The sequence below is a fragment of the Yersinia vastinensis genome (genome assembly GCF_044905075.1).
Taxonomy (GTDB): Bacteria; Pseudomonadota; Gammaproteobacteria; order Enterobacterales; family Enterobacteriaceae; genus Yersinia; species Yersinia vastinensis.
This window is the reverse complement of the sequence record NZ_CP173260.1, coordinates 2,354,602-2,376,494: the sequence shown is the minus strand read 5'-3', so window position 1 is coordinate 2,376,494 and position 21,893 is coordinate 2,354,602. Positions and strand designations below refer to the sequence as shown.

Below are 21,893 nucleotides of genomic sequence, written 5' to 3'. Positions count from 1 at the left end.
CCCCGGTCAGCGAAAAAATTAGCTACCGTAGATATCGAAACTAAAATACTTTTTCTGTATAGCATCATAGGTGCCATCGGCGCGAATAGCCTTAATTGCCCCATTGAGTGCGTCGCGCAATGCCGGATTATCTTTGCCAACAGCAATGCCGACATCAGTAGAGATGGTTTCGTCTTGGATGACAGGGCCGGCAAAGGCAAATTTCTGTCCACGTGGCGTATCAATAAAGCTACTGGCGGCTTGAATATTATCTTGCAGTGAGGCATTGATGCGCCCAGACATCAAGTCTAAATAAACATTATCCTGATTCGCATAAGAGACGATTTTCACTCCCTGCCCACCCCAGTGCTTTTTGGCATAGGTCTCATGGATAGAACCTGTTTGCACCCCTACTGTTTTCCCTTTCAGGCCGGCAACATCCGGCGACAGTGGGCTGCCTTTACGTGCGACTAACTGCGCTGCACTACGGTAATAGCGGTCAGTGAAATCCACTTCTTTTTTGCGCTCATCTGTAATGCTGAGGGACGCAATAATGGCATCAAATTTACGCGCATTCAGGGCCGCAATCATGCTTTCAAACGGTTGTTTGACGAAAACACATTTGGCATGCAAATTTTCACACAAAGCATTTGCGATATCGATATCAAAACCGGTGATCTCCCCGTTGGGTGATAACACATCAAAAGGTGGATATCCCCCATCGACACCAAAACTGATGGTATCAATAGTCTGCGCCGCAACGGGAGCGGAAAGTATCAGGCCAGTCAGTAATGCAGCTAATGTCTTTTTCATAGTTAAGGATCCGGTATTGGCAAAATGCGGGAAATGACCCACAGTGAGGGGTGAAAAACCGTTAAAAACGAAGTGAGAGACAGGTTAACCCGCCATCCATCTTTTTAAATTCGCTGGTATCAAGTTGCACAATGGGCATTCCTAGCGTTTCAATTTGTGCCAATGTCATCGGATAACCGCGCGGTGTAATCAGCGTGTCATTGATCCATAAGGTATTCCCGGCATAAGACTCTGCCTCGGGAATAACAAGGGTATTAAAGCGGGTAAAGGCTGGATGCTGTTGGTAATCCTCGGTCAGTAATAGCGTGTTGCGACCGACGTAGTTCACAATAGATTTCAAATGCAGCCCCGCACTGACCTCAATGGTGGTCACTCGATAGCCATAGCGCTCGACTGCTGACGTAAACTCGCTGATTCCTGCTTCATCAGTACGAGACGTTAACCCGATGAAAAACTGTTTATCCACCAACAACACATCACCACCATCAAGGTGACCACGTGTACTCATGCGAAACACCGGGCGATCTGTGAACAATGGCTCAATGGTATCCACTTCCCCCTGACGGCTTGGCGCACCGGGGTGTGTTATCACTGCCAGTTCTGGCATGACGACTGCGGTATCTTCCACAAAGTGTGCATCGGGAAAGGCTGGCGCCGCAGGCAAAATAGTCACTTTCAAGCCGAGACGGAGCAACGTATCCACATAGGCCAAAAATTGGCTGCCTGTTACCGCAATATCAGGTGCGCCCAACGTGGATGTCGTCTGGCCGCGGCCACAGGTGTCAGCAGGAAGTCTGGCAATGGCTTGAGTAAAGTGCATAGGGACTCTCTTGATTGATGGAGCGAAAGTATTGATCTGATTATTAAACAGATGCTGCCACCAATCAGGTTGAATCAGTCCGGCGTCACTATACATTTACGCTGTATATGACAATAATGACAACCTATTCCGCTGTTAGATGAAAAGCATATAATCCCCACTTTCGCTATTTTCTTGCAAGGATTCCTCAGTGGCCCACCTTTTTACCAAAGGTTTATTATTGAGTTTGGCTCTCGGCCTAATGACCGCTTGTGACGATGTTGACACTCGGCCACAAATGGATATTGAAGGTAAAACTATGGGGACCTTCTATAGCGTTAAGATCAGTGGCGAAATACCCCAAAGTCAACAGCAGCTGCAACAAGAAATCGATGCGCTGCTAGAGCAAGCCAATAATGACATTTCGACATATCGCGATACCTCCGTGCTTTCCCGCTTTAACCAATATCGTGGCACTGAAGCACAACCTATTCCACGTGGTATGGCAGATATTATTTTGCAGGCGCTGCGCATTGGCCAAGATACTCATGGTGCGATGAATATCACTGTTGGTCCGTTGGTCAATTTATGGGGATTTGGTCCAGAGAAACAGCCAACTAAAATACCCACTCAATATCAGATAGATAACGCACTTAAGCAAGTGGGATTGCAGCATCTAAAACTGATCAGCGATAATCGCGGTGAATGGCTGCAAAAAGATCGCCCTGATTTATATGTCGACTTATCGACTCTGGGAGAAGGCTACGGTGTTGACCAATTGGTTAATCTGATGATGCGACACGGAATTACCAACTATTTGGTCTCGGTGGGGGGGGCCGTTTCCTCTCGTGGTGTTAATGGCCAAGGACGACCATGGCGAGTAGCGATTCAGAAACCGACAGATAAAGAAAATGCCGTGCAAGCGCTGGTCAATCTGCAAGGCTACAGCATCAGCACCTCTGGCAGTTATCGAAACTACTTTGAGCAAAGCGGGCAACGTTATTCCCATGTTTTAGACCCCGCTACAGGCCGGCCAATCACCCATAAACTGGTATCTGCCACGGTGATTGCCACAACCGCGTTGGAAGCCGATGGCTGGGATACCGGACTGATGGTGTTAGGGCCAGAAAAAGCGCTGAAACTGGCACAAGAGAAAGGGTTGGCTGTGTATCTGGTGAGCAAAACTGACACCGGTTTCAGCGCGATAATGACGCCACAATTCAACGCCTTTTTGGCTCCCGATCAACATTAATCATAATTTGATATAATTAATGTAGGTAGTATCAGAGGTGTGAACGCTTTCGCCCCAGCTTCCACGCGAATAACACACCTGCGAACCAAGGAATGTGAATGAAAAAGTTAATCATAATGATGATTGCACTACTGCTGATTGGTTGTGCAAATACCGGTCATGTGGGTGTGAGTGGCGGCTCAAGCGGCATATCCAGTATTAGTATTGGCACTGGTGTTCGCCGCTAGGCAGGAACTGTTCGCCCCTGCCCAATCTCTGTTTATACGTTTTTCAGATTGGTCACTTCATCAGAAAAACGCGCAGTAATGGCATCCCGCTCATAACCTTGCCGCTCAGTCAAAATAGTGTACAACTCTGGGCGGCGACCATAGATCCAACGACGCCCGGTACTCAGTGGGATTAACGAAAGGTCCAGCTCAGCGCTCACCAGCACGTTCGCAGCTTCTCCGGTCTCATTGATAATGCGACCATACGGATCCAGTATCATGGCATTTCCGGTACGGACCTCATCATCATCTGCCCCTATCCCATTACTGAACAGAATAAATAGGCCATTATCATGTGCTCGAGCAGGTAGCCAGCGCATTAACCACTCTCTGCCATTGACTCCACGAATAGCAGCACTCATTTCTTCTTTTCTTTCAATGCGTTGATCCCAGAGATCACGCGGAATGGGTTTCATACCGTATGGACTACGCGAATGTGTCCCGCCGGTCTGGTGCGGCGCTAATAATATGTCCGCCCCCAGTAAGGTTGTGGCGCGAACATTTTCCACCAGATTATTATCCCAACAAATAAGTATCCCAACCTTGACGCCCCATGGTGTATCAAAAACCGTGTAAGTATCACCACTACTGATCGCGGGATGTTCGAAAGCATGGAGCTTGCGGTGGGTATGAAAAGATCCATCCGGCATGCAGGCGACATAAGCATTGTAAAGTCGCCCATCATCTGACTGCTCTATCAGGCCGACGCCAATGAGCATTTGATGTTTCATCGCTAATGCGCGGACTAATGCTATGGATGGGCTACTTTCAATAGTCTCACTCAGCGCGGTGACTTGTGCTGCCGTCAATTTTGGCACGTGCCAATAGCCAGTAATGCACATCTCTGGAAAAGCCAATATCTTGATGTTTTGCAGCGCGGCCTGCTCGATAAATTTTTCAATAACCAACAGATTATATTGCTTGTTGTTGGCCTGATGCTGGAACTGCACTGTTGCTGCTGTTATCAATTGTGATTTTGTCACATGAACCTCCAAAGCGAGTTGCTGCTGATGTTTATCATTGGTATTACAGCAGCCGTATTGATAACTTTATAATGAATGATTTTCTATTATCGATTACCAATAGGAATGGAACTGTGAATATCAAATTGCTAAAGGCTTTTGTGATACTCGCCCGAAAAGGCAACTATGGTGAAGCGGCGCAGGCTCTTTGTATCACTCAACCGGCATTGACCAAGCAGATTAACGTATTGGAATCTCTGCTTAACCTGCCTCTTTTCTCTCGCGGGCGTCGAGGGGCACAGCTGACGCCGAGCGGGCAACAATTACTCTCGGAAGCAGAAAAAGTGGTCAACCAATCTGAGTCCTTTTTGCAATACGCTGCACGAGTGGCGAAAGGCGTTGAAGGGTTTATATCGGTAGGTTTTGGTTTATCAACTTTCTATACAGCACCGAACTACATCGCGGCATTCAGACAACAATACCCGGCTATCATGATGACATTGGAGGATATCCCCTCAACCCAGCAATATGCATTATTAAGTACGGGTGAACTGCATGTCGGTTTTGTTCGGATGCCCTACAAGACGCCGCTACATTTCCATCCTTTATTTGAAGACCATCTGGTGCTGATCGTGCCCCAAGATAAAGCACTCCCCTTTGATGTGTGGCTAAAAGAACTGCCGTTACTGCGTTTATATACCGAACGTGGACGTGGGTTAAATGCACAGATTGACCAATTTTTGCAATCAAATCAGATTGATGCTCCTTTGGTACAAGAAGTGGAAGATATCCAGACCATACTCGCGTTGGTGATTGCCGGTATCGGTGTAGCGCTATTGCCACAGAGTGTCGTGCATATCGCGCCACCTACTATCAACATTATTTCACTGAGCGGCAATAACCTCCGTTGGCCTGTCGGCATCGCTTGGAATAATGCGATGCCGAATTTGGTGCGTGATAATTTTATTCAGATGATTATGGGTAAATAACTGACAAAACATCAATGAATGGGATGCAATGCCAGTTATTAGGTGATGAGATTAGCGGAATGGCGGCTCGTTAAAAGTGCGTAATTTGCGAGAATGCAGTTGATCACCTTCGGCACGCAGTAAATCTATCGCCCGAATGCCTATTTGCAGATGTTCAGAAATGGCACCTTCGTAGAAGTGATTGGCTTGACCCGGTAGCTTGATTTCACCGTGTAATGGTTTGTCGGAAACACACAGTAAGGTGCCATAAGGTACACGGAAACGATAACCTTGAGCGGCAATCGTGGCGCTTTCCATATCGACCGCCACAGCACGGCTTAAGCTAAATCGCAGTGCAGAAGCAGAAAAACGTAGCTCCCAGTTACGGTCATCCGAGGTCACCACGGTTCCCGTCCGCAACCGTTGTTTAACTTCAACTCCCGGCATACCACTCACAGCTTTGGTGGCATCATAGAGTGCTCGCTGCACTTCAGCGATACTTGGGATCGGAATATCCGGTGGCAACACCGCGTCAAGAACATGGTCATCACGTAAATAAGCATGCGCCAGCACATAGTCACCAATCGCCTGACTTTCACGCAAACCACCACAGTGCCCTATCATCAGCCAGGCATGAGGTCGCAACACCGCCAGATGGTCACAAATGGTTTTGGCGTTTGACGGTCCAACACCAATATTCACCAGCGTAATGCCATGACCGCTTTCAGCCACTAAATGATAAGCCGGCATTTGATGCTTTTTCCACGCCAGATCGGAGGTGGTCTTTTCAGGATCTGCATTTTCAGCCGTAATGTATGTGCCACCGGCGCAGGACAACGCTTGATAAGGGCTAGTCGGATCCAGAATTTGCTCACAAGCCCAACGGACAAACTCATCAACATAACGACTGTAATTGGTGAACAGAATATAGGGCTGAATATGTTCTGCCGGGGTGCCGGTATAGTGCTTGAGTCGAGCCAGTGAAAAATCGGTACGTAGCGCATCAAAATGCGATAGCGGGTAGTCTGCGGTAAGGGTATCAATGCCATCGGTGATACCATCGCCAATCATCGCTAAATCGGTGGTTGGGAAATGTTGAGCCAGCCCAGCAGTCATTGAACGATCGAGAATCAGGTCGGAACCGTCGATAACAAAGGGATACGGCATCTCTTGTTGTGACGCTGTCACTTCAAACACTGCACCATATTCATGTTCAAGTAATGTAAGTTGCTCAGTTAAATAGGCTTTGAACAAGGAAGGCCGCGTGATAGTGGTGCTGTATTGTCCCGTACGTGAGAAGCGCCCGTAAGCACGCGTGCGCTGAAGATCGCGAAACTGCCCATCCCAACTAACACTGATTTGTGGATATGAGAATAACCCTTTGGCCCGGTCACCCACATCAGGCAAAGAACCATCACGAATATAGGCGCTGATCGCATCACGCAATGCCGCAAGCGCCGACTCATATAACGTCTCCAATCTCTCTATTGCTTCAATGGCCGAGAGATGAGTTGTGGCTTGTGATTGATTCAAAATATCTCCTTTCAAAATGGGTTCCAGTGACATTGGTTAGAGCTTACTCAATAATGCTCATTCATCGCTACCTAATAAGTGAACACAAAAACGTCCTAAGGGATAATCGCGGTAAAAATTCATCAATTACCCCTCACTCTTTCCTAAACCAACGGCCTACAGACACTTTTTCTGTAAACAACGAGACATTTTGCCACTTATTCCGCCGTTTGATTCCCCTACCTCCCACCTAAAGTATAGGTTGTCGCAGATAACACTTTATTTTCTGCCTTAAGTTTCATTACAAAGGTCTCTTTTGCGTGGCAAAATCATTTTTACGCAGTGGTAGTTTGGACGATATTCTGGCGTTAGGCGAAAACGGGCAACCGATCTATGCTTCTGCACTTCAGATTAGAGAAGCATTGCGCCTTAAAAAACAGCAGGCTATCGCTGATTGTTTGGCTATTCCTCAGGTCAATGAACGAGGAGACCGTATTGACTGGTATGCGCCTAGTGAAGGTAAAGTCACCTCTTGGATAGCCGCCAGTACCACTGAGCGTAAAGCTGCGATTAAACACCTGTCAGCGTGCCTGACCAGTGTTAATGAACTATGCCAACGCGCACAACAGTCAGACAAAGCCGCCCAACGTTTATTTGGTGTGTTGCTGGCCAAAGCCATGCAGTTTCCCGACCAGAACCATGTTTATCTGGTGGCGGGCAAGCCAGTGATGACTTTCTGGGGGTTTGTCAGCCAGGATAAGAAAACGCGCACTGACCCACTTGACTGTTTACGTGAAACGGCAGAAATCAATGAGCCGGCTTTCGCGCCCCTGATTGCACCACCGCCAACAGCCACCGCCCCTGTCGCTCCCCCGATTATCACGGCGGTTGAGTTATCCCCTCAAACTGATGTGGTATCAACCATACCACCAACCCCAGAGGCAGAACTCGCGCCAACAGTTCTGCCAGCCAAAAAATCGGCTCGCTGGCTGCGATTAAGCTGGGGATTACCTGTTCTGGCACTGATCATTGCATTAATTGTGCAATTCAGTGGAGGAATGCCAGAGAAGGCCATCGCTGAAGTTAAACCGGCGGTTATTGCAACCAAACCGGGCGTGGCTGAAGATAAAATAGCGCAAATTCAAGAAATTGAACCGAAACCTATCGCACCAGCAGTGACAATCACACAACCGGCTATTGAACCGCAGCTCCCTCTAGGTAATGCCACTATTGTCGCCCCTGCACCTGTTCCTAGCGAGCCTAGCGTTGCTCCGGTAATCACCGAAGCACTGAGCAAAGGGGCGCTGATATTACCTTCCGATGCCGTTAAAGTTGGCTCAACAGCATTCCTGAATGGCAATTGGCGCGTTAGCCCTGATATTAAAGCCGCCCATACGGGTAAAGCACCTAGTTTGAAATATCAAATCAAAAACGGGAAAGGCACAGCAAAAATAACCCACGGCGATAACGTCACTTGCCGCGCCAATATTACTACCGGGCTGATGAAGTCAGGTAATTTGGTGATTAACAGCCGCTATCGGGCGCAGTGCAGTGATGGGTCCAAATATAAAATGCCAGAGCTGGTTTGTAAGCAAGGTGTTACCGGTATTGCGGATTGCAAAGGCCGTTATGATGCGAATACGACCCTTCCCATGACGATGAAGCGTGAGACTAAATAATATTATGCTGGCAACAATCACTGACTATAAACAGAAAATCACGCTCATTCAAAATAGTGGTATTCAGTTTTTGGATTTCGCGTTAAAACCTGAGTTAAACACTGAACTGCCAAATAAGTTTGTGCGTAAAAGTGCCAATGGCCCCCTGCTACGCCTGAATTACAATGAGCATAATGGCAAATATTCCCTCATGGTGCCGGGAGCGGCTCCTGAGATTGTAAAACCCGAATTTAGCTTCCCGTTGGAACAATCACTGAAGCTGTTAAATAAAATTTGGCTACCCTTACCTTTCTTACGTTTTAATCCGCCACGCACCTTTATTAATGGGCCGGATAACTGGGCCAGAATGCAAATTTTAGTCTCGGATAGCCCTGATCAAGATGGTAATACGCTGCGGATAACTTTGGCCTTTGATACCAAGGTGTATCCTGAAGGCCATGCTAATGAATCTCTGGCCCCCAATGAAAATGACATCAAAACTGGGTTGAGTTTTGCCCTTGCCTACCAAAACGAAGAATTAGCCGAGTTCCTTGACTTAACGTGGGTAGATGGCTGGTTGCGTGAAGTTTTTATTCAGCAAGCGTCAGAGCAAGAAGAGCGCACGGCTCGACATATCAGTGCATCGCTGCGTGAATTTGAATATCAGGCCCATTATCTTAACCTGCTCGAATTACTGGGTAACCAAGTTTGTGTGCCGGAAATAAAAATGAATAGCAGCACACTGCAAGAACCCGCCGTTAATGTTGATCTTATTCTTGATGTGGGTAATTCTCATACCTGCGGTATTTTAGTAGAAGATCATGCCGATGAAAGTGATGGTCTGAAACAAACTTACGAATTGCAAATACGTGATTTGAGTGAGCCTCATTATCTGTATAACGAATTATTTGAGAGTCGGGTGGAATTCGCGCAAGCGAAATTTGGCAAACAGAATTTTTCGGTTGAGAGTGGCCGTGATGATGCTTTTATCTGGCCCGCAATAACTCGGGTTGGCACCGAAGCCAGCCGGATGGCGCTACACCGTTTGGGCACTGAAGGTTCTACTGGGATCTCCAGCCCACGTCGTTATCTTTGGGATGAGGAGGCCTACCCCCCTGGTTGGCGATTCAACGAAACACAGACAGAGCAAACGCATGAACCGCTGGCTGCCGCACAGCCATTGACCAGTCTAGTCAACGATGATGGACAACCACTGTATAGCATCCCCCTAGACGAACGATTACCGGTATTTTCACCACACTATAGCCGCAGTTCATTGATGACATTTATGTTATCTGAGCTACTTGCACAGGCGTTGATGCAGATAAACAGCGCGGCACAGCGGTTGAAAATGACACATGCCAATTCGCCACGACAATTACGCGCGATTATCCTGACGCTTCCCTCTGCGATGCCAAAACCAGAACGCGAGATTTTCCGCCGAAGAATGAACGAAGCCATTGCTTTGGTGTGGAAATCCATGGGCTGGCATCCAACAGATGATAACTTTGTGACTGAGCAAGACCACGCTAAAAGCCTCGTCCCCGTTCCGAATGTCCAGATGGAGTGGGATGAAGCTACTTGTGGCCAAATGGTATATCTGTATAACGAAACTCAAATGAATTTCGGTGGGCGAACGGCAGCTTTCTTTGCCAGTCAAGCGCGGCCCGATAAGCAGCTCGAAGCAGGAGAAAGCGCCGGGAAAACCTTACGTATTGCCTCAATAGATATTGGGGGCGGCACGACTGATCTGGCCATCACGCAATATTGGTTGGATGATGGCATTGGAAATAATGTCAAAATCAGCCCACGCCTGTTGTTCCGTGAAGGATTTAAAGTCGCCGGGGATGATATTTTACTGGATGTTATCCAGCTCTATATTTTACCTGCACTTCAAGCTCGGCTTAAAAAAGCCGCTGTCTCCAACGTTGATATTCTGATGGATAAATTGTTCGGCAATGATGGTCGAATGGACGGGCAATCAGCCTTGCGCCAGCAAACAACATTGCAGATATTTATGCCAGTCGGTCGAGCAATTCTAGAAGCTTATGAACAATTTGATCCGCTTGAGACCAATGCGGAGATCGACGCCAGTTTCGGGGAACTGTTATCCCAACCCCCAACGTCCAAAGTATTGGAATACATTAACAGTGAAGTTCAACGTGAGTTACCTGCCGATGCTGGTGAGTTTGATATTCTGCAAGTACCGTTGGTCTTAAAATTAAGCAAATTACACGGTGAGTTTTTATCCAATCGAATGAGTATTACGCAAAATCTGCGATCGCTATCTGAAGTGGTATCACTCTATAGCTGCGATGTACTCTTGCTGACTGGCCGCCCTTCGCGCTTCCCCGGTATTCAGGCTTTGTTCCGTCATCTGCAACCCTTGCCCAATAATCGTATCCTTTCACTGGATGGATACCATACCAATGATTGGTATCCGTTTAATAAACAGGGGCGTATTGATAATCCGAAATCCACCGCAGCAGTCGGTGCGATGCTGTGTTTATTGGCACTCGATTTACGGCTGGCGGGTTTTTACTTTAAAGCTGGCGATTTTCAACCTTACTCGACCATCCGCTATCTTGGCATGCTCGATAACAGCGACACCCTGACAGATGAGAATGTCTGTTATCGTGATATTGATCTTGATAGCCCAAGTTTTACGTTGCCATCAGAGGCCCGTGTCCAAGTGAGAGGCGCACTATGCCTAGGGTTCCGTCAACTTGACAATGATCGTTGGCCCGCCTCTCCGCTTTATACCTTATCAATTGTTGACCAAGAACTGGCGCGCAAAGTTGCCGGAGATAGTCAGTTGCACGTCAAATTAAAACTGGTCAAAGGTGATAAGCCTTTTATTGATAAAAATAGTGCTCCAGAGCGTTTTGAAATTGCTGACGCGATACTACACGATGGCAGCCGAGTTCCATTACATCATCTGCGTCTCAAATTAAATACCTTAGCCAGCAAGGGTTCAGCATCAACCCATTATTGGATTGATAGTGGGAGCGTATTTAGAAAATGAAATCATTGACCAACCAACAGCTCAATAATCAGCTTCAGCAACTGGCTCAAGGTATTGATCAGACTTTTGACTGGATTAACAATACGCGCCAACATGCCATGCGACTGGATATTGAAGCCGATCAATTAGCGATTAAACTGCATCGCCATCGCAATAAAGCACATAACTTGGCACAAGCAGTATTAAAGGCGATGAGCATCGGTTTTTTTGGCCAATCATCGGCGGGGAAACAACACCTCATTTCAGCATTAGTGGCTGATGAACATGGGCGACTAGAAATCACTCTTGCCGGGAAAGTCCTTGATTTCTGGCAACAAATTAAACCCGGATATCAAGCCTGCGGTCTGGTCACTCGCTTTAGCCATCAAACGAAGAACATGCCTACAATGGCTCATTGCGAAAACCATCCGGTACAGCTTTCACTGCTCAATGAAGCCGATATTGTTAAAATAGTGGCGAGCACCTTCCTGCTGGAGAACCAATCGCAAACTCGACGCCAAGAAATGCATGGAAACTCGCTGGATGAACAGCATATACGTGACCATTTACAGCAAATAATAATGCGCAAACAACCGGCGATCAGCCCCGGTATAACCCGAGATGATGTCATTGGGCTTTGGGATTATCTTTCTCGCCATGATGCCCCTCGCCAGAAAGCGCTGGAGGCACATTTTTGGCCACTGGCTGTAGAGATTGCCCCTTATTTAAGTATTGATGATCGCGCCTGTTTATTCTCTTTGTTGTGGGCAGAATCTCAACCGCTAACAGAGGCTTACCTTCATTTTGCTTATACATTGCAACATGTGGAAAATGCGACACAGTTGCTGGCTCCACTGAGTGTATTAGTGGATGATATGCTGCTGCCCGCCAATGGCATCATGAATGTGGCAACATTAGATGCCCTAAACACCCCCACAGATAGCCAAGTCCAAGTGCTGCCTTTAACCGATAACGTTACTGGTGATTTAGTGACATTGTCACTTGCTGAGTTAACTTTCTTATCGGTTGAGTTACAAATTCCTTTGTCTATAACCGCATCAGAAAAAGGATTTGAATCAGTCGACTTGTTGGACTTCCCTGATGTTGGCGACATCTTAGGCACCACAACACAGTCTGAACCCCCAACTTACCCACTGGCGCCTTGGCTATCACATGCCAAAAATATGTATTTGCTTGAGCGTTATACCGATAAACAACAAATAAACTTGCTGTTGGTCTGTAATGCTGCAAGCAAACGTGATGAAGTCAAAAGCGTGGGTAAGGCATTGGATTATTGGGTTAAGCAATCTCAAGGGGAAAATACACAAGTACGTTCACGTCGAAACCCGGGGCTTATCTGGGCTCTCACCCCCTTTGATCAGCGTATTGGCTCAGAGGGCGTTAAAAATTATGACGAAGCGGTGCAACGTTTTGTTGGCAACCCCGGCGACAGCTGGGGCACCATGTTGGCACTGGATCCTCGCGGAATTGAGCGAATGCAGGCTTACCTCGCACAAGAAATTCGTCGTGATATCAAAACCGAGCGTATTACCGAGCAGCTTTATGAATTACAGCGGGAGTTGATCGAGAACTTGTTGGCCGGTTGGTCTCAATCAGAGACCAGTGAATCACAACAAAAACAGCATATTGCAGAAATATTACTTAAAGCGCTGCAAACCCGTACCGGGCTACATGGCGAACTACTTGAGCGTTTGTTGCCCACTCGTGATGAACTGCGTGGTTTATATTTACAACAGAAAAAACGTACGACTGAACTGACGGCTCCCACAGCCAATACCGAGCCATTCAGTATTGGCATTGATATCGATTTGTTCAGCGATAAACCTATATCATTTGAACAATCATTAACTCCTGCGGGGCCTTCAGGCGGTGATTATGAAGCTGAGTATGCCGCGAATGTGCAGCGCTACTGGATCAATCATCTACGAAAACTGCCAGACAATGGATCACTGATCGCATTACTGGGCATCAATAAACCAACTCTCGAGCTACTGGTTGCCGAACTTATCACTGCCAGCATCCGGTTGGATATCGTCGGGCAACTCGTCAGCATGTTAGCCGACAATGAACAAGTCGGTTTGCATCGTGAAACCAAAGCTGATCGCCAAGTCTCCCGTGCGTTAACGGTTCTGGGGGACTTTGTTGCTTGGCTAGGATTCTTGCAAAAAAGTGAGGAGCAGCGCCCAGATAGTCGCATTAATCGAGGTTATAAGATTTTTACTCAACCTCCTAAATCGGTTTCTCCTTTAGGTGCATCGCAACGGTTAACAAAATTGACAACCATCCCAACCAACAATACTGCATTTTATATCTATGACTGGTTAGTTGGTTTGGGCGAAATGATTATTCACAATGAGGGTTACTCTGCCAGCAACGAAATCAGTGTGCAGCATCGTGAACAACTGACCGCTATAATAAAGCAAATAAAAGCGTAAAAATACGACTCACTCCCACGTGATTGTTGGGAGTGAGTCGTTATTAGGCATTAAACAGACATCCAGCCGTTAAACCGAGTGGAAGTATTTTTTTACCAAAGCATATAATATTGCAGCCGTTTCGATATCAATATAACCATTGTAATTCTCTGGTCGAAAATGCATTTGAAATGCTCGTACCAGATATTTATAACCGGCCTCACTGTTAGCAAATGAAATATCATAGCCATATATACTGAACCGGCTCAGAAGTTCAGCTCTTGTTGGTAATCCATAGGACACAAATTGCTGTGTATACTCCTCTTTAGTTTCATTATCATACCAAGCCCCAATTCCTTCTTCATATAGTTCTTGCCAAGGGAACATCGGGCCGGGATCACTTTTTCTTGTCGGTGCGATATCAGAATGTGCCACCACATTTACCGGAATAATATCGGGGTAACGTTGTAAAATATTACTAGCAAGTTGTTTGACTGCCGCTATTTGTTCTGCCGGATAAGGCGGGAAATGGAAGATACCTTCCTTTTCCGTTGCCAAGTTAACAATCTCAATCCCAATCGAGGTGTCATTAATATTAGTACGTCCTGCCCAGCTACTCTTCCCTGCATGCCATGCTCGCGCATTTTCATCGACCAGATTAAATATTTTTATGTTCTTAAACCCAGCGTGGATATAACTTTCATCCTTCATATCCGGAACCAGATAATGAGCGCTGACTTGATTCCCCGTTAAAGAGGTCACAGCACCCGAAAATTTCTCTGCGGTATAATGCATGACTAAGAATCTAACTCGAAAATTAAAACCTTTAACGGAGCGATAACTATTATAATCAATCTGATACATAGTGCTCTCCTTGTGGCATCAATATCATTTTATATATTTTAATTAATAAACTCTTGTTTTATTAATTCAGGCCTCATTGGTTATAAAATTATTTAAATCATTGCCTTACAAGGCCCTAAGCACAACGATACCCGGTGTGTTTTTTACATAGTCAATAAAAGGTGAGTCAACAACCTTCATATTCTTTTTTAATGAAGAAGCATTGCGGAGCATAGGTCCATTAGGTGTCATAATAAAAATACCAGTATGCGTTACATCCAACCCTTTAATATTGGTATAAATACCGATGTAATCGCCAGTCTTTAAATTATGTATAACGTTATTATCGATAAACTCGGCAGGAATATACGTCACATCGCGTTTCATTATACCCAACGTAGGGATAAACTCACCACCATCTCCTTTTTGATTCAGGTACTTAGTCACGGTAACTGCATGAGAACTGATTTTAGCTGTGACGTCTTGCGCATTTAATGGTTTTCTGTGCGACCAATCAGTAAAGAAATGCTTTCGATTTTTGTAACTAATATCCTTATTAATATAACGCGTCCCGACAAGTTGCTGAACAAAGCTAGCACGGTCTGTCGACTTACGCAGTGAATTAACATAGTCAAGATAGGTAAAACAATCCAGCCCTCTGAAGTCTATAACCAATTTTTCAGGTTCAGTCGAAGAGCCGATCAGCGTATTCGCTTTATAAGGTGTCCCTAGAAACTCGGCTGAGACTTTATTGATCACCTCTCCAGAATTACCACTATTGGCAGTCTTTACTTGAGTTTCGATAATATAATTAATACGTTTTTCTGTGTAATTATCAATATCTATTGTTTTATGGGAACTATTACCGCAACCCACTAATACTGCAATGAAAACTAAAGATAAAGATTTATGCATAAGATCCCTCTGCTATTTATCATTCCATACACGCCAAGAATTGCTACTCTAGTATTCAAGTTTTAAACAGAGCATCAACAAAAGCACATTCCATTAAATTGTCTTAATTTTGAGGGTGCCAACATTAACTTGGTTTAATAAAACATCGACACATAAATATCCCGATAATTTTATAAATCCTCTTGTTTTTCAAAAAGTTAAACTATTGTTAATTTGATTATGAATAGCTCGCCATCGGGTAACTCTGTGATCAATCTTGGATTTTTGCATTCTTATTGCTTCCCCCACTTGTACCTTTAACCTAATCGTGTTTATCTCTTAAAGCTTATTACACTTATTGATGAGATATCCCGTGAACTATTCCACTACTCATTTCGCCCTACTAAACACCGCGCATGTTGACGCGGTAGTCGTCGTGCGCGTGGTGGTGGTGGTCGGCAGCGCGCCGTAACGGGTACCGAATCCAGAAAGATTCCCAAACCCCGCCGGCGCCAGCCGAGCGGGGTTTCTTTTTTGCCCCACTCTGATAGCCGCCGGCCCTGATGAAGGATATAACCATGCGTTATACAGGCGCCCAATTAATAGTTCGCTTGCTGGAACAGCAAGGCATAACCACAGTTGCAGGCATCCCCGGTGGGGCCGCATTACCGCTGTATGATGCTCTGGGGCAAAGTCGCACGATTCGCCATGTATTGGCGCGACATGAGCAAGGTGCTGGTTTTATGGCTCAAGGCATGGCCCGGGCAACGGGGCAAACTGCTGTTTGCTTAGCTTCCAGTGGCCCCGGTGCGACGAATCTGGTGACAGCGATTGCTGATGCCAAGCTTGACTCAATTCCACTGGTTTGCATTACCGGCCAAGTTTCGTCGTCCATGATTGGCACTGATGCTTTTCAAGAAGTTGATACCTACGGTATGTCGATTCCTATAACCAAACATAACTATTTAGTTCGTGATATCAGCGAACTGGCTCGCGTGATCCCAGCGGCATTTCGTATTGCGCAGTCTGGCCGCCCCGGTCCAGTATGGATTGATATTCCGAAAGATGTACAAACAGCCACGATTGAGCTTGATAGCCTGCCCGAACCAGGAATGGCAGATTCGCCTTGTCCAATTGATCCAGTGGCTATTGCACAGGCAGCTCAAATGATTAATCGTGCCATCCGACCGGTACTTTATCTGGGTGGCGGGATCGTGAGTTCTGAAGCTCATCAACAAGCAATACAGTTGGCGGAACAAGCCGGTTTACCAACCACCATGACATTAATGGCGCTAGGCACTATGCCAGTTGACCACCCACTATCCTTAGGAATGTTGGGAATGCATGCAGCACGCTCGACCAACTTAATTATGCAACAAGCAGACTTATTGATTGTGTTGGGGGCCAGATTTGATGATCGTGCCATCGGAAAAGCCGAGCAGTTTTGCCCGGATGCCAGCATTATTCATATCGATATCGATCCGGCCGAACTGGGCAAAATCCGCCGCCCACATCTGGCGATGAATGCAGATATTAAGCAGGTATTAACCCATTTGTTACCCTTGGTAGATACCCAAACTCGCAGTGAATGGCGTGCAACAGTCAGTGACATGCAGCGTGAATTTCCATTTAATCAACCCAATAGCGGAAATCCGCTGTGCCACTATGGTTTGATTCGTGCCGCCGCCGAAGCATTGGATGACGACACTATCATCACCACCGATGTGGGTCAGCATCAAATGTGGGTTGCGCAAGCTTATCCCCTGCACCGACCACGCCAATGGTTAACCTCTGGTGGACTCGGCACTATGGGCTTTGGCCTGCCCGCGGCTATTGGCGCAGCACTGGCAAAACCAGAGGCTAAAGTGGTGTGTTTCTCCGGTGATGGCAGTTTGATGATGAATATTCAGGAAATGGCGACGGCGGCAGAAGAGCAACTGAACGTTAAGATTATTTTGATGAATAACCAATCATTAGGATTGGTCCATCAACAACAGGAGTTGTTCTTCGGTAAACGAATTTTTGCTGCTGACTATCCTTATCGCACTAATTTTATTCATATTGCTGAAGGGTTTGGTTTCTCAACCTGTGATCTCAATACTGCAAATAATCCTTACGCTGCATTGCATGAAGCTTTAAACCGTCCAGGCCCAGTTCTGATCCACGCGCTAATTGATGTAGATGAAAAAGTATATCCGATGGTGCCTCCGGGCGCGGCAAATATCGATATGATTGGAGGTGAGTAATATGACAAATCAACAGATAGCAACTCAGCAAGCAATAACCCCACCCACTTCTGCATGGGTGACACTTTTGCTCACTGTACGCAACCACCCTGGCGTTATGTCCCACATCTGCGGTTTATTTGCTCGTCGCGCATTCAACGTAGAAGGGATTCTATGTATGCCGCTCGCAGGCGGTGAAGAAAGCCGTATTTGGTTACAGGTGTGGGATGATCAGCGCCTGCTACAAATGATAAGCCAGCTTGAGAAATTAGAGGATGTACTTCAGGTTCAGCGTTTTGGTCCTGAAATGCCTATTTTTGATCAAGTAGAAGATTTGGTCGCTAATCAACGTTGATACATTCAAGTTGACCGCATCTTTAAGACTAATACTGCCGCTTTTGGCGGTGGTGTTAGTAAAGATAAAGAGGCTAATAACTAAAGTGCCGATTAGATTGCGACTAAGAAATACGCATTGCATTACAATACGTCAAAATAAATTACATTTTAATATACAACATCGCAACATACCGCACTCGCAGCTAAATCAAGAGCACGGTACCCGCATAAACTTGACTGGTATCTCCCCCGACAATTATTCGCCTGAGTGAGAGGATTCTGCCCTATGGCAGACAACGTATTTGCTACGAAATATGCAGGTATAATATGAACACTCAATTCAAATATGCTCTCGTCATTGCCATCATCACTGTAGCCAGTAGTCATATTGCCCAAGCGGTGGACTCACAGATCCCTTGGGCCGATAACAGTGGTGGAACTGAAAGCACACACATTGCAGCCGTTGGTCAGGACTTGAATTCACAACATCAGACCATGACCAAAACACAAGAAGGTGTTTGGGCAGCGAATAGTGGCAGCATCAGCCAAGATGAGCAGGCACTTCAGAGCAACAAGCCCGCCTTTGCCGGAACGCCATCATTAATGCCGCATCAGGGATAATATAATTTTTTTATTATTCTACAGGCATAGATAAGCGAGTAGACAAATAAAAATGCCGTTATCGAAAATATATCGTTAACGGCATTCTCTATTTAAATATGAATAAATTATGCTAATAATAATTTTTGTAGTTCTGCCAGTGAACTAACCTGGTAACGAGGCGCAATGTTATTATCTGCAATAGCGCCATGCATATTAAGCCAGCAGGTATCAATACCGGCATTGATTCCCCCTTGAATATCAGAATGAAGGTTATCGCCTACCATCAAAATATTTTCTTTCGCAGGATTATTCATTAAATTGAAAGCATGTTCGAATATTGCGACATCGGGTTTGGCTGCCCCCACTTGTTCAGAAATAATCAGTGGGGAAAAAACATTTTTTAACCCTGTGCGTTCCAAACGTACAGTTTGCAACTCAGTAAAACCATTCGTAATAATGCCCATATTAACTTTACCGCTCAGTGCGTCCACCAATTCGCGTGCACCGGGTAACAATGAACAGATATCGGCCATAGCGATTAGAAACTCACTGTTCAGTCGCGTAGCGGCAACACCCAACTTTTCAGCCCACATCTCAAAACGGGTATTCTGTAATTCAGTCGCTGATATTTTCCCATCTTGATAGTCAACCCACAGCGGCTTATTAACCAATTGATAATGGTCGAAATCCTGTACGGAGAAATCCACGTTAAAACGTGAAAACATCAGCTTTAACCCCTCATAGGCATCAAAGTGAAATAATGTTTCGTCCGCATCGAACAGTATCCATTGGTATTTCATTACTCTTATCTCTCAGACATTATTAGGCGCGTTATGGTAGCGATTATTGTGCATTGACTCAAGCAAGTAGTGCAGCTGATATCTCACGATTAATCGTCAGTGTCGCCTCTCCCGTGATCAGTGGTACATCAAATGCTGCTAATATTTTCCGGTTGATTTCAACCATAGCATCGTCAAGTTTTACCTCCATATCTGCCGCAATATCGGCTAATTTATCCCGTTCCCATGAATCCCGAGAAATAAGCAACTTCAAGAATGTCTTAATACTATCCGGTAACTGAGTGGTGACTGCAGCCATTGATTGCGGATTAATTTCTTCCGGGGTTGGAACAATGGCTGTTTCTATGACAAACAGATTTTCAAGTAATTTGACCAATTCTTGGCTTTCTTTTTTCAGCAGATTTACCCGGTCGGCATCAGTAATAATCTCAGTGGCTGGAGATGGCAGGCTTAATGTCATTGGGGTCGCGCGGCTATCTAGGTCGGAATAAACCAATTTGCTATCCAGAGCAAAGCGCTGGTATACCCGCTCAAGAAATTTCACTTCTTGCGGCGTTATTGTCCCCTCGACTTGAATGAGGTGAGCCAGAAAACGAGCAATAACGCGACGATTCTCTATTGAAAGTGGTTCCAGATTATTTTTGAGCGCCAACAACGTATTACTTTTGCGAATCCCCGGTTGTAGATAGGCTTTTAGCCGCATACGTTGACCTGGACTTAAAAAGCCCCAAGCATCAATATGCCGGGTGAGTATGATGGATTCAGGTTCCCCAATACGGCCATCGATCATCACCGCAGCACAGGCCAGTTCCACTGCAAGCATGGTCACACGGTAAATATCAAAAGTGGCTGACTCGGCAACCAACGATTCAATAGGGAATAACGCGACAGTATCTTGTAATACTGGCGTACGGTTATCAGCCCTTACATCAGGCTCAACCCCCACTTGCAAGGAAGCCAATGCATAGGTCAACGCCATCACATGGCTGCGTGATAAACGCTCTAATGGCTTAGTACCGCAGGCCGTGCTGAGTTGAGTAAATAATTCAGCTAATGTCACCATCAGCAAACCATAACCCACTCTAGTCTTAATACTTTCCAGCTCGGTTTTTAATTCCTTAGACCACAATATCATTGGCATTAATAACTGCCCTTCCAACGACATTTTCTTCTTAGGATTGACACTGGCAAAACGGTTATAGATATCGAGATCTTGCTGACAGGCTTCAAATATTGTCCGAAGTTTATCGCGGTGAGCCTTACACACAGCGACATTGGGTAGGTCAGCTATCTGCTGGAAAAACTCTTGCCCCATTAAACCCGCAGAGGCTGGGCGATAAAATATCTGTAACTTAGTTTTATTAATCGGTAATAGGAAACCCTCACCATACTGTTCTTGATATCGCTGTTGGAACAATGTGGCAAAAGCCTCTGCGCAATGAGCCATCGAAATATTCTGATTGATGGCAGGATCCGCTTCCCCCCAAGCAAGTGCCCATGCCGCGGGCAAAGGTTTCTGGTCTATAGCCAATTGCCCTAACCCAACCAAGAGCGCCAGAGGAAGTTCGGTCGAGGCTTCACGTGTGACAGGAGGGGGTGATAGATAGAGTTTCTCATCTATATTCACTCTGGATATATAAACTAATAAGTTCTGCGCATAATGATTGAATGCATTATTTTTGCCATAAATATTTAGCAGACGATTAATTTCAGTTTCGATAACGGGGAGTTCTTTTTTGGCCACGGGATCTATAGCTGCATCAATAAGTACGCGATGCTCTAGCCCATAGAAAAATAAGAACACATAGCCAATATCAGCCGTTGGGGATTTACGTCCCTCCGATAACCATTGCAAATAGGCTTTTCTCGCCTCTGGTGAACAAGTCGAATAATCCGGCGCACTGTCGATCAGCGGCAATGAAATATCGACATCTTCTGTTGCAACCTCCATGGAGGGATTAATAAATGCCGGTTCAGCACCGGTACGGTTACTTTTGTATTTATTACCGATGTAAACCATACCATCGGGTAAATTGATTCCAGCCACTACCGCCAGTTCTCCGGGGCGGAGCCAAGAAGCTCGGGCTAAAGAACCTCGGGATGCATCAGAGTGCTTGGGTTTGGGTTTTTTGTCCTCATCCACTTGTGGGTTTTTAGTTGATTCATCAGCTGCAACAGAATGTTCTGGATCTAATTGCGTAGGTGTCATTGGATAATCACCCAGATCAGGTATCGTCGCAGTTTTTTGCATATCAGTGTTGATAGATGGGACGGTGTGGGTCTTGGCACCTTTGAGATTTTGCCAGACAAAGTACATACATAAGATAGCTGCACTTAGTGCAATCCACGCCTCTCTTGGGATACCTGTTATCAGCCCTAAAACAACGATCAGTAGGATAACCCAGCCAGTACCGGTAGATTTTCTCTTAGCCACGATGGTTTATATGCCCCTATCTTAAAATAGTATTTTTTATTCTGCCTTTAATGGCAATTTTTAATAAATAATTCTTTTACACCGCTTTTTACATAAATAAAATGGTGTAA

The 21,893-nt window shown here is 45.7% G+C and carries 18 protein-coding genes; 10 read left to right on the top strand and 8 right to left on the bottom strand.

The features are described 5' to 3' along the window. Window positions 1-18: 18 nt before the first annotated feature. Window positions 19-792 carry an ABC transporter substrate-binding protein gene (locus ACIOG0_RS11135; RefSeq protein ID WP_050097675.1) on the bottom strand — a complete coding sequence of 258 codons (774 nt, stop codon included), beginning with the start codon at window positions 790-792 and terminating at the stop codon, window positions 19-21. Window positions 793-853: 61 nt separating this feature from the next. Then, window positions 854-1,612, bottom strand: coding sequence for a dimethylarginine dimethylaminohydrolase family protein (locus tag ACIOG0_RS11130; protein ID WP_050097765.1), 759 nt, complete (start codon window positions 1,610-1,612; stop codon window positions 854-856). A gap of 190 nt (window positions 1,613-1,802) precedes the next feature. Between ACIOG0_RS11130 and apbE the strand changes: the two genes are divergently transcribed. Together apbE and ACIOG0_RS11120 are read left to right on the top strand one after the other, a co-directional pair. Beyond that, window positions 1,803-2,843: an FAD:protein FMN transferase ApbE gene (gene apbE / locus ACIOG0_RS11125; protein WP_072087756.1), complete on the top strand. Its 1,041-nt coding sequence runs from the start codon at window positions 1,803-1,805 to the stop codon at window positions 2,841-2,843. A gap of 98 nt (window positions 2,844-2,941) precedes the next feature. Further along, a complete protein-coding gene (locus ACIOG0_RS11120) occupies window positions 2,942-3,070 on the top strand; it encodes a hypothetical protein (RefSeq protein WP_260653987.1) in 129 nt (42 codons plus the stop codon). 32 nt (window positions 3,071-3,102) lie between these two features. Here ACIOG0_RS11120 and ACIOG0_RS11115 read toward each other — a convergent pair whose 3' ends face one another. Next, window positions 3,103-4,092: a nitrilase family protein gene (locus tag ACIOG0_RS11115; RefSeq protein WP_050140639.1), complete on the bottom strand. Its 990-nt coding sequence runs from the start codon at window positions 4,090-4,092 to the stop codon at window positions 3,103-3,105. 113 nt (window positions 4,093-4,205) lie between these two features. Between ACIOG0_RS11115 and ACIOG0_RS11110 the strand changes: the two genes are divergently transcribed. After that, the gene (locus tag ACIOG0_RS11110) at window positions 4,206-5,060 is read left to right on the top strand and encodes a LysR family transcriptional regulator (RefSeq protein WP_128451557.1); all 855 of its coding nucleotides are present in this window, start codon (window positions 4,206-4,208) and stop codon (window positions 5,058-5,060) included. Window positions 5,061-5,111: 51 nt separating this feature from the next. On the opposite strand, the gene ACIOG0_RS11105 is transcribed toward ACIOG0_RS11110, so the two are convergent. Further along, window positions 5,112-6,572 carry an AMP nucleosidase gene (locus ACIOG0_RS11105; RefSeq protein WP_050097763.1) on the bottom strand — a complete coding sequence of 487 codons (1,461 nt, stop codon included), beginning with the start codon at window positions 6,570-6,572 and terminating at the stop codon, window positions 5,112-5,114. Window positions 6,573-6,871: 299 nt separating this feature from the next. On the opposite strand from ACIOG0_RS11105, the gene ACIOG0_RS11100 reads away from it, so the two are divergent. Genes ACIOG0_RS11100 through ACIOG0_RS11090 form a run of 3 tightly spaced genes read left to right on the top strand, consistent with a single transcriptional unit; the run spans window position 6,872 to window position 13,669 of the window. Then, window positions 6,872-8,230 carry an SrfA family protein gene (locus tag ACIOG0_RS11100; RefSeq protein WP_164908380.1) on the top strand — a complete coding sequence of 453 codons (1,359 nt, stop codon included), beginning with the start codon at window positions 6,872-6,874 and terminating at the stop codon, window positions 8,228-8,230. 4 nt (window positions 8,231-8,234) lie between these two features. Then, window positions 8,235-11,234, top strand: coding sequence for a virulence factor SrfB (locus ACIOG0_RS11095; protein ID WP_128451563.1), 3,000 nt, complete (start codon window positions 8,235-8,237; stop codon window positions 11,232-11,234). Continuing rightward, entirely contained in the window at window positions 11,231-13,669 is a 2,439-nt protein-coding gene (locus ACIOG0_RS11090; protein WP_128451558.1) for a putative virulence factor, read from the top strand. The genes ACIOG0_RS11095 and ACIOG0_RS11090 overlap by 4 nt, the downstream gene beginning before the upstream one ends. Before the next feature lie 69 nt (window positions 13,670-13,738). Here the strand turns inward: ACIOG0_RS11090 and ACIOG0_RS11085 are convergent, their stop codons facing one another. Together ACIOG0_RS11085 and ACIOG0_RS11080 are read right to left on the bottom strand one after the other, a co-directional pair. After that, window positions 13,739-14,512, bottom strand: a complete 774-nt coding sequence (locus ACIOG0_RS11085; RefSeq protein ID WP_050097669.1) for an N-acetylmuramoyl-L-alanine amidase — start codon at window positions 14,510-14,512, stop codon at window positions 13,739-13,741. 105 nt (window positions 14,513-14,617) lie between these two features. Further along, entirely contained in the window at window positions 14,618-15,406 is a 789-nt protein-coding gene (locus ACIOG0_RS11080) for a DUF1460 domain-containing protein (protein WP_050097668.1), read from the bottom strand. A gap of 340 nt (window positions 15,407-15,746) precedes the next feature. On the opposite strand from ACIOG0_RS11080, the gene ivbL reads away from it, so the two are divergent. The 4 genes from ivbL (at window position 15,747) to ACIOG0_RS11060 (ending at window position 18,567) form a co-directional block, all read left to right on the top strand. Next, window positions 15,747-15,857: an ilvB operon leader peptide IvbL gene (gene ivbL / locus ACIOG0_RS11075; protein WP_072086476.1), complete on the top strand. Its 111-nt coding sequence runs from the start codon at window positions 15,747-15,749 to the stop codon at window positions 15,855-15,857. Window positions 15,858-15,963: 106 nt separating this feature from the next. Then, a complete protein-coding gene (gene ilvB / locus ACIOG0_RS11070) occupies window positions 15,964-17,631 on the top strand; it encodes an acetolactate synthase large subunit (RefSeq protein WP_050097667.1) in 1,668 nt (555 codons plus the stop codon). A 1-nt stretch (window position 17,632) separates the two neighbouring features. Then, a complete protein-coding gene (gene ilvN / locus ACIOG0_RS11065; RefSeq protein ID WP_050140645.1) occupies window positions 17,633-17,965 on the top strand; it encodes an acetolactate synthase small subunit in 333 nt (110 codons plus the stop codon). Between the two features lie 308 nt (window positions 17,966-18,273). Further along, window positions 18,274-18,567, top strand: coding sequence for a hypothetical protein (locus tag ACIOG0_RS11060; protein ID WP_050097665.1), 294 nt, complete (start codon window positions 18,274-18,276; stop codon window positions 18,565-18,567). A 107-nt stretch (window positions 18,568-18,674) separates the two neighbouring features. Here ACIOG0_RS11060 and yjjG read toward each other — a convergent pair whose 3' ends face one another. Both yjjG and ACIOG0_RS11050 read right to left on the bottom strand, forming a co-directional pair. Beyond that, a complete protein-coding gene (yjjG, locus tag ACIOG0_RS11055) occupies window positions 18,675-19,349 on the bottom strand; it encodes a pyrimidine 5'-nucleotidase (RefSeq protein ID WP_128451679.1) in 675 nt (224 codons plus the stop codon). A 58-nt stretch (window positions 19,350-19,407) separates the two neighbouring features. Then, window positions 19,408-21,783 carry a TerB N-terminal domain-containing protein gene (locus ACIOG0_RS11050; RefSeq protein WP_128451680.1) on the bottom strand — a complete coding sequence of 792 codons (2,376 nt, stop codon included), beginning with the start codon at window positions 21,781-21,783 and terminating at the stop codon, window positions 19,408-19,410. Between the last annotated feature and the right edge of the window lie 110 nt (window positions 21,784-21,893).

Excerpts from the sequence above, each read along its gene's own strand:
- ilvN (WP_050140645.1), top strand. The coding sequence starts at position 17,633 with ATGACAAATCAACAGATAGCAACTCAGCAAGCAATAACCCCACCCACT.
- yjjG (WP_128451679.1), bottom strand. The coding sequence starts at position 19,349 with ATGAAATACCAATGGATACTGTTCGATGCGGACGAAACATTATTTCAC.
- ACIOG0_RS11090 (WP_128451558.1), top strand. The coding sequence starts at position 11,231 with ATGAAATCATTGACCAACCAACAGCTCAATAATCAGCTTCAGCAACTG.
- ACIOG0_RS11085 (WP_050097669.1), bottom strand. The coding sequence starts at position 14,512 with ATGTATCAGATTGATTATAATAGTTATCGCTCCGTTAAAGGTTTTAAT.
- ACIOG0_RS11120 (WP_260653987.1), top strand. The coding sequence starts at position 2,942 with ATGAAAAAGTTAATCATAATGATGATTGCACTACTGCTGATTGGTTGT.
- ACIOG0_RS11080 (WP_050097668.1), bottom strand. The coding sequence starts at position 15,406 with ATGCATAAATCTTTATCTTTAGTTTTCATTGCAGTATTAGTGGGTTGC.
- ACIOG0_RS11095 (WP_128451563.1), top strand. The coding sequence starts at position 8,235 with ATGCTGGCAACAATCACTGACTATAAACAGAAAATCACGCTCATTCAA.
- ACIOG0_RS11130 (WP_050097765.1), bottom strand. The coding sequence starts at position 1,612 with ATGCACTTTACTCAAGCCATTGCCAGACTTCCTGCTGACACCTGTGGC.
- ACIOG0_RS11135 (WP_050097675.1), bottom strand. The coding sequence starts at position 792 with ATGAAAAAGACATTAGCTGCATTACTGACTGGCCTGATACTTTCCGCT.
- ivbL (WP_072086476.1), top strand. The coding sequence starts at position 15,747 with ATGAGATATCCCGTGAACTATTCCACTACTCATTTCGCCCTACTAAAC.
- ACIOG0_RS11060 (WP_050097665.1), top strand. The coding sequence starts at position 18,274 with ATGAACACTCAATTCAAATATGCTCTCGTCATTGCCATCATCACTGTA.
- ilvB (WP_050097667.1), top strand. The coding sequence starts at position 15,964 with ATGCGTTATACAGGCGCCCAATTAATAGTTCGCTTGCTGGAACAGCAA.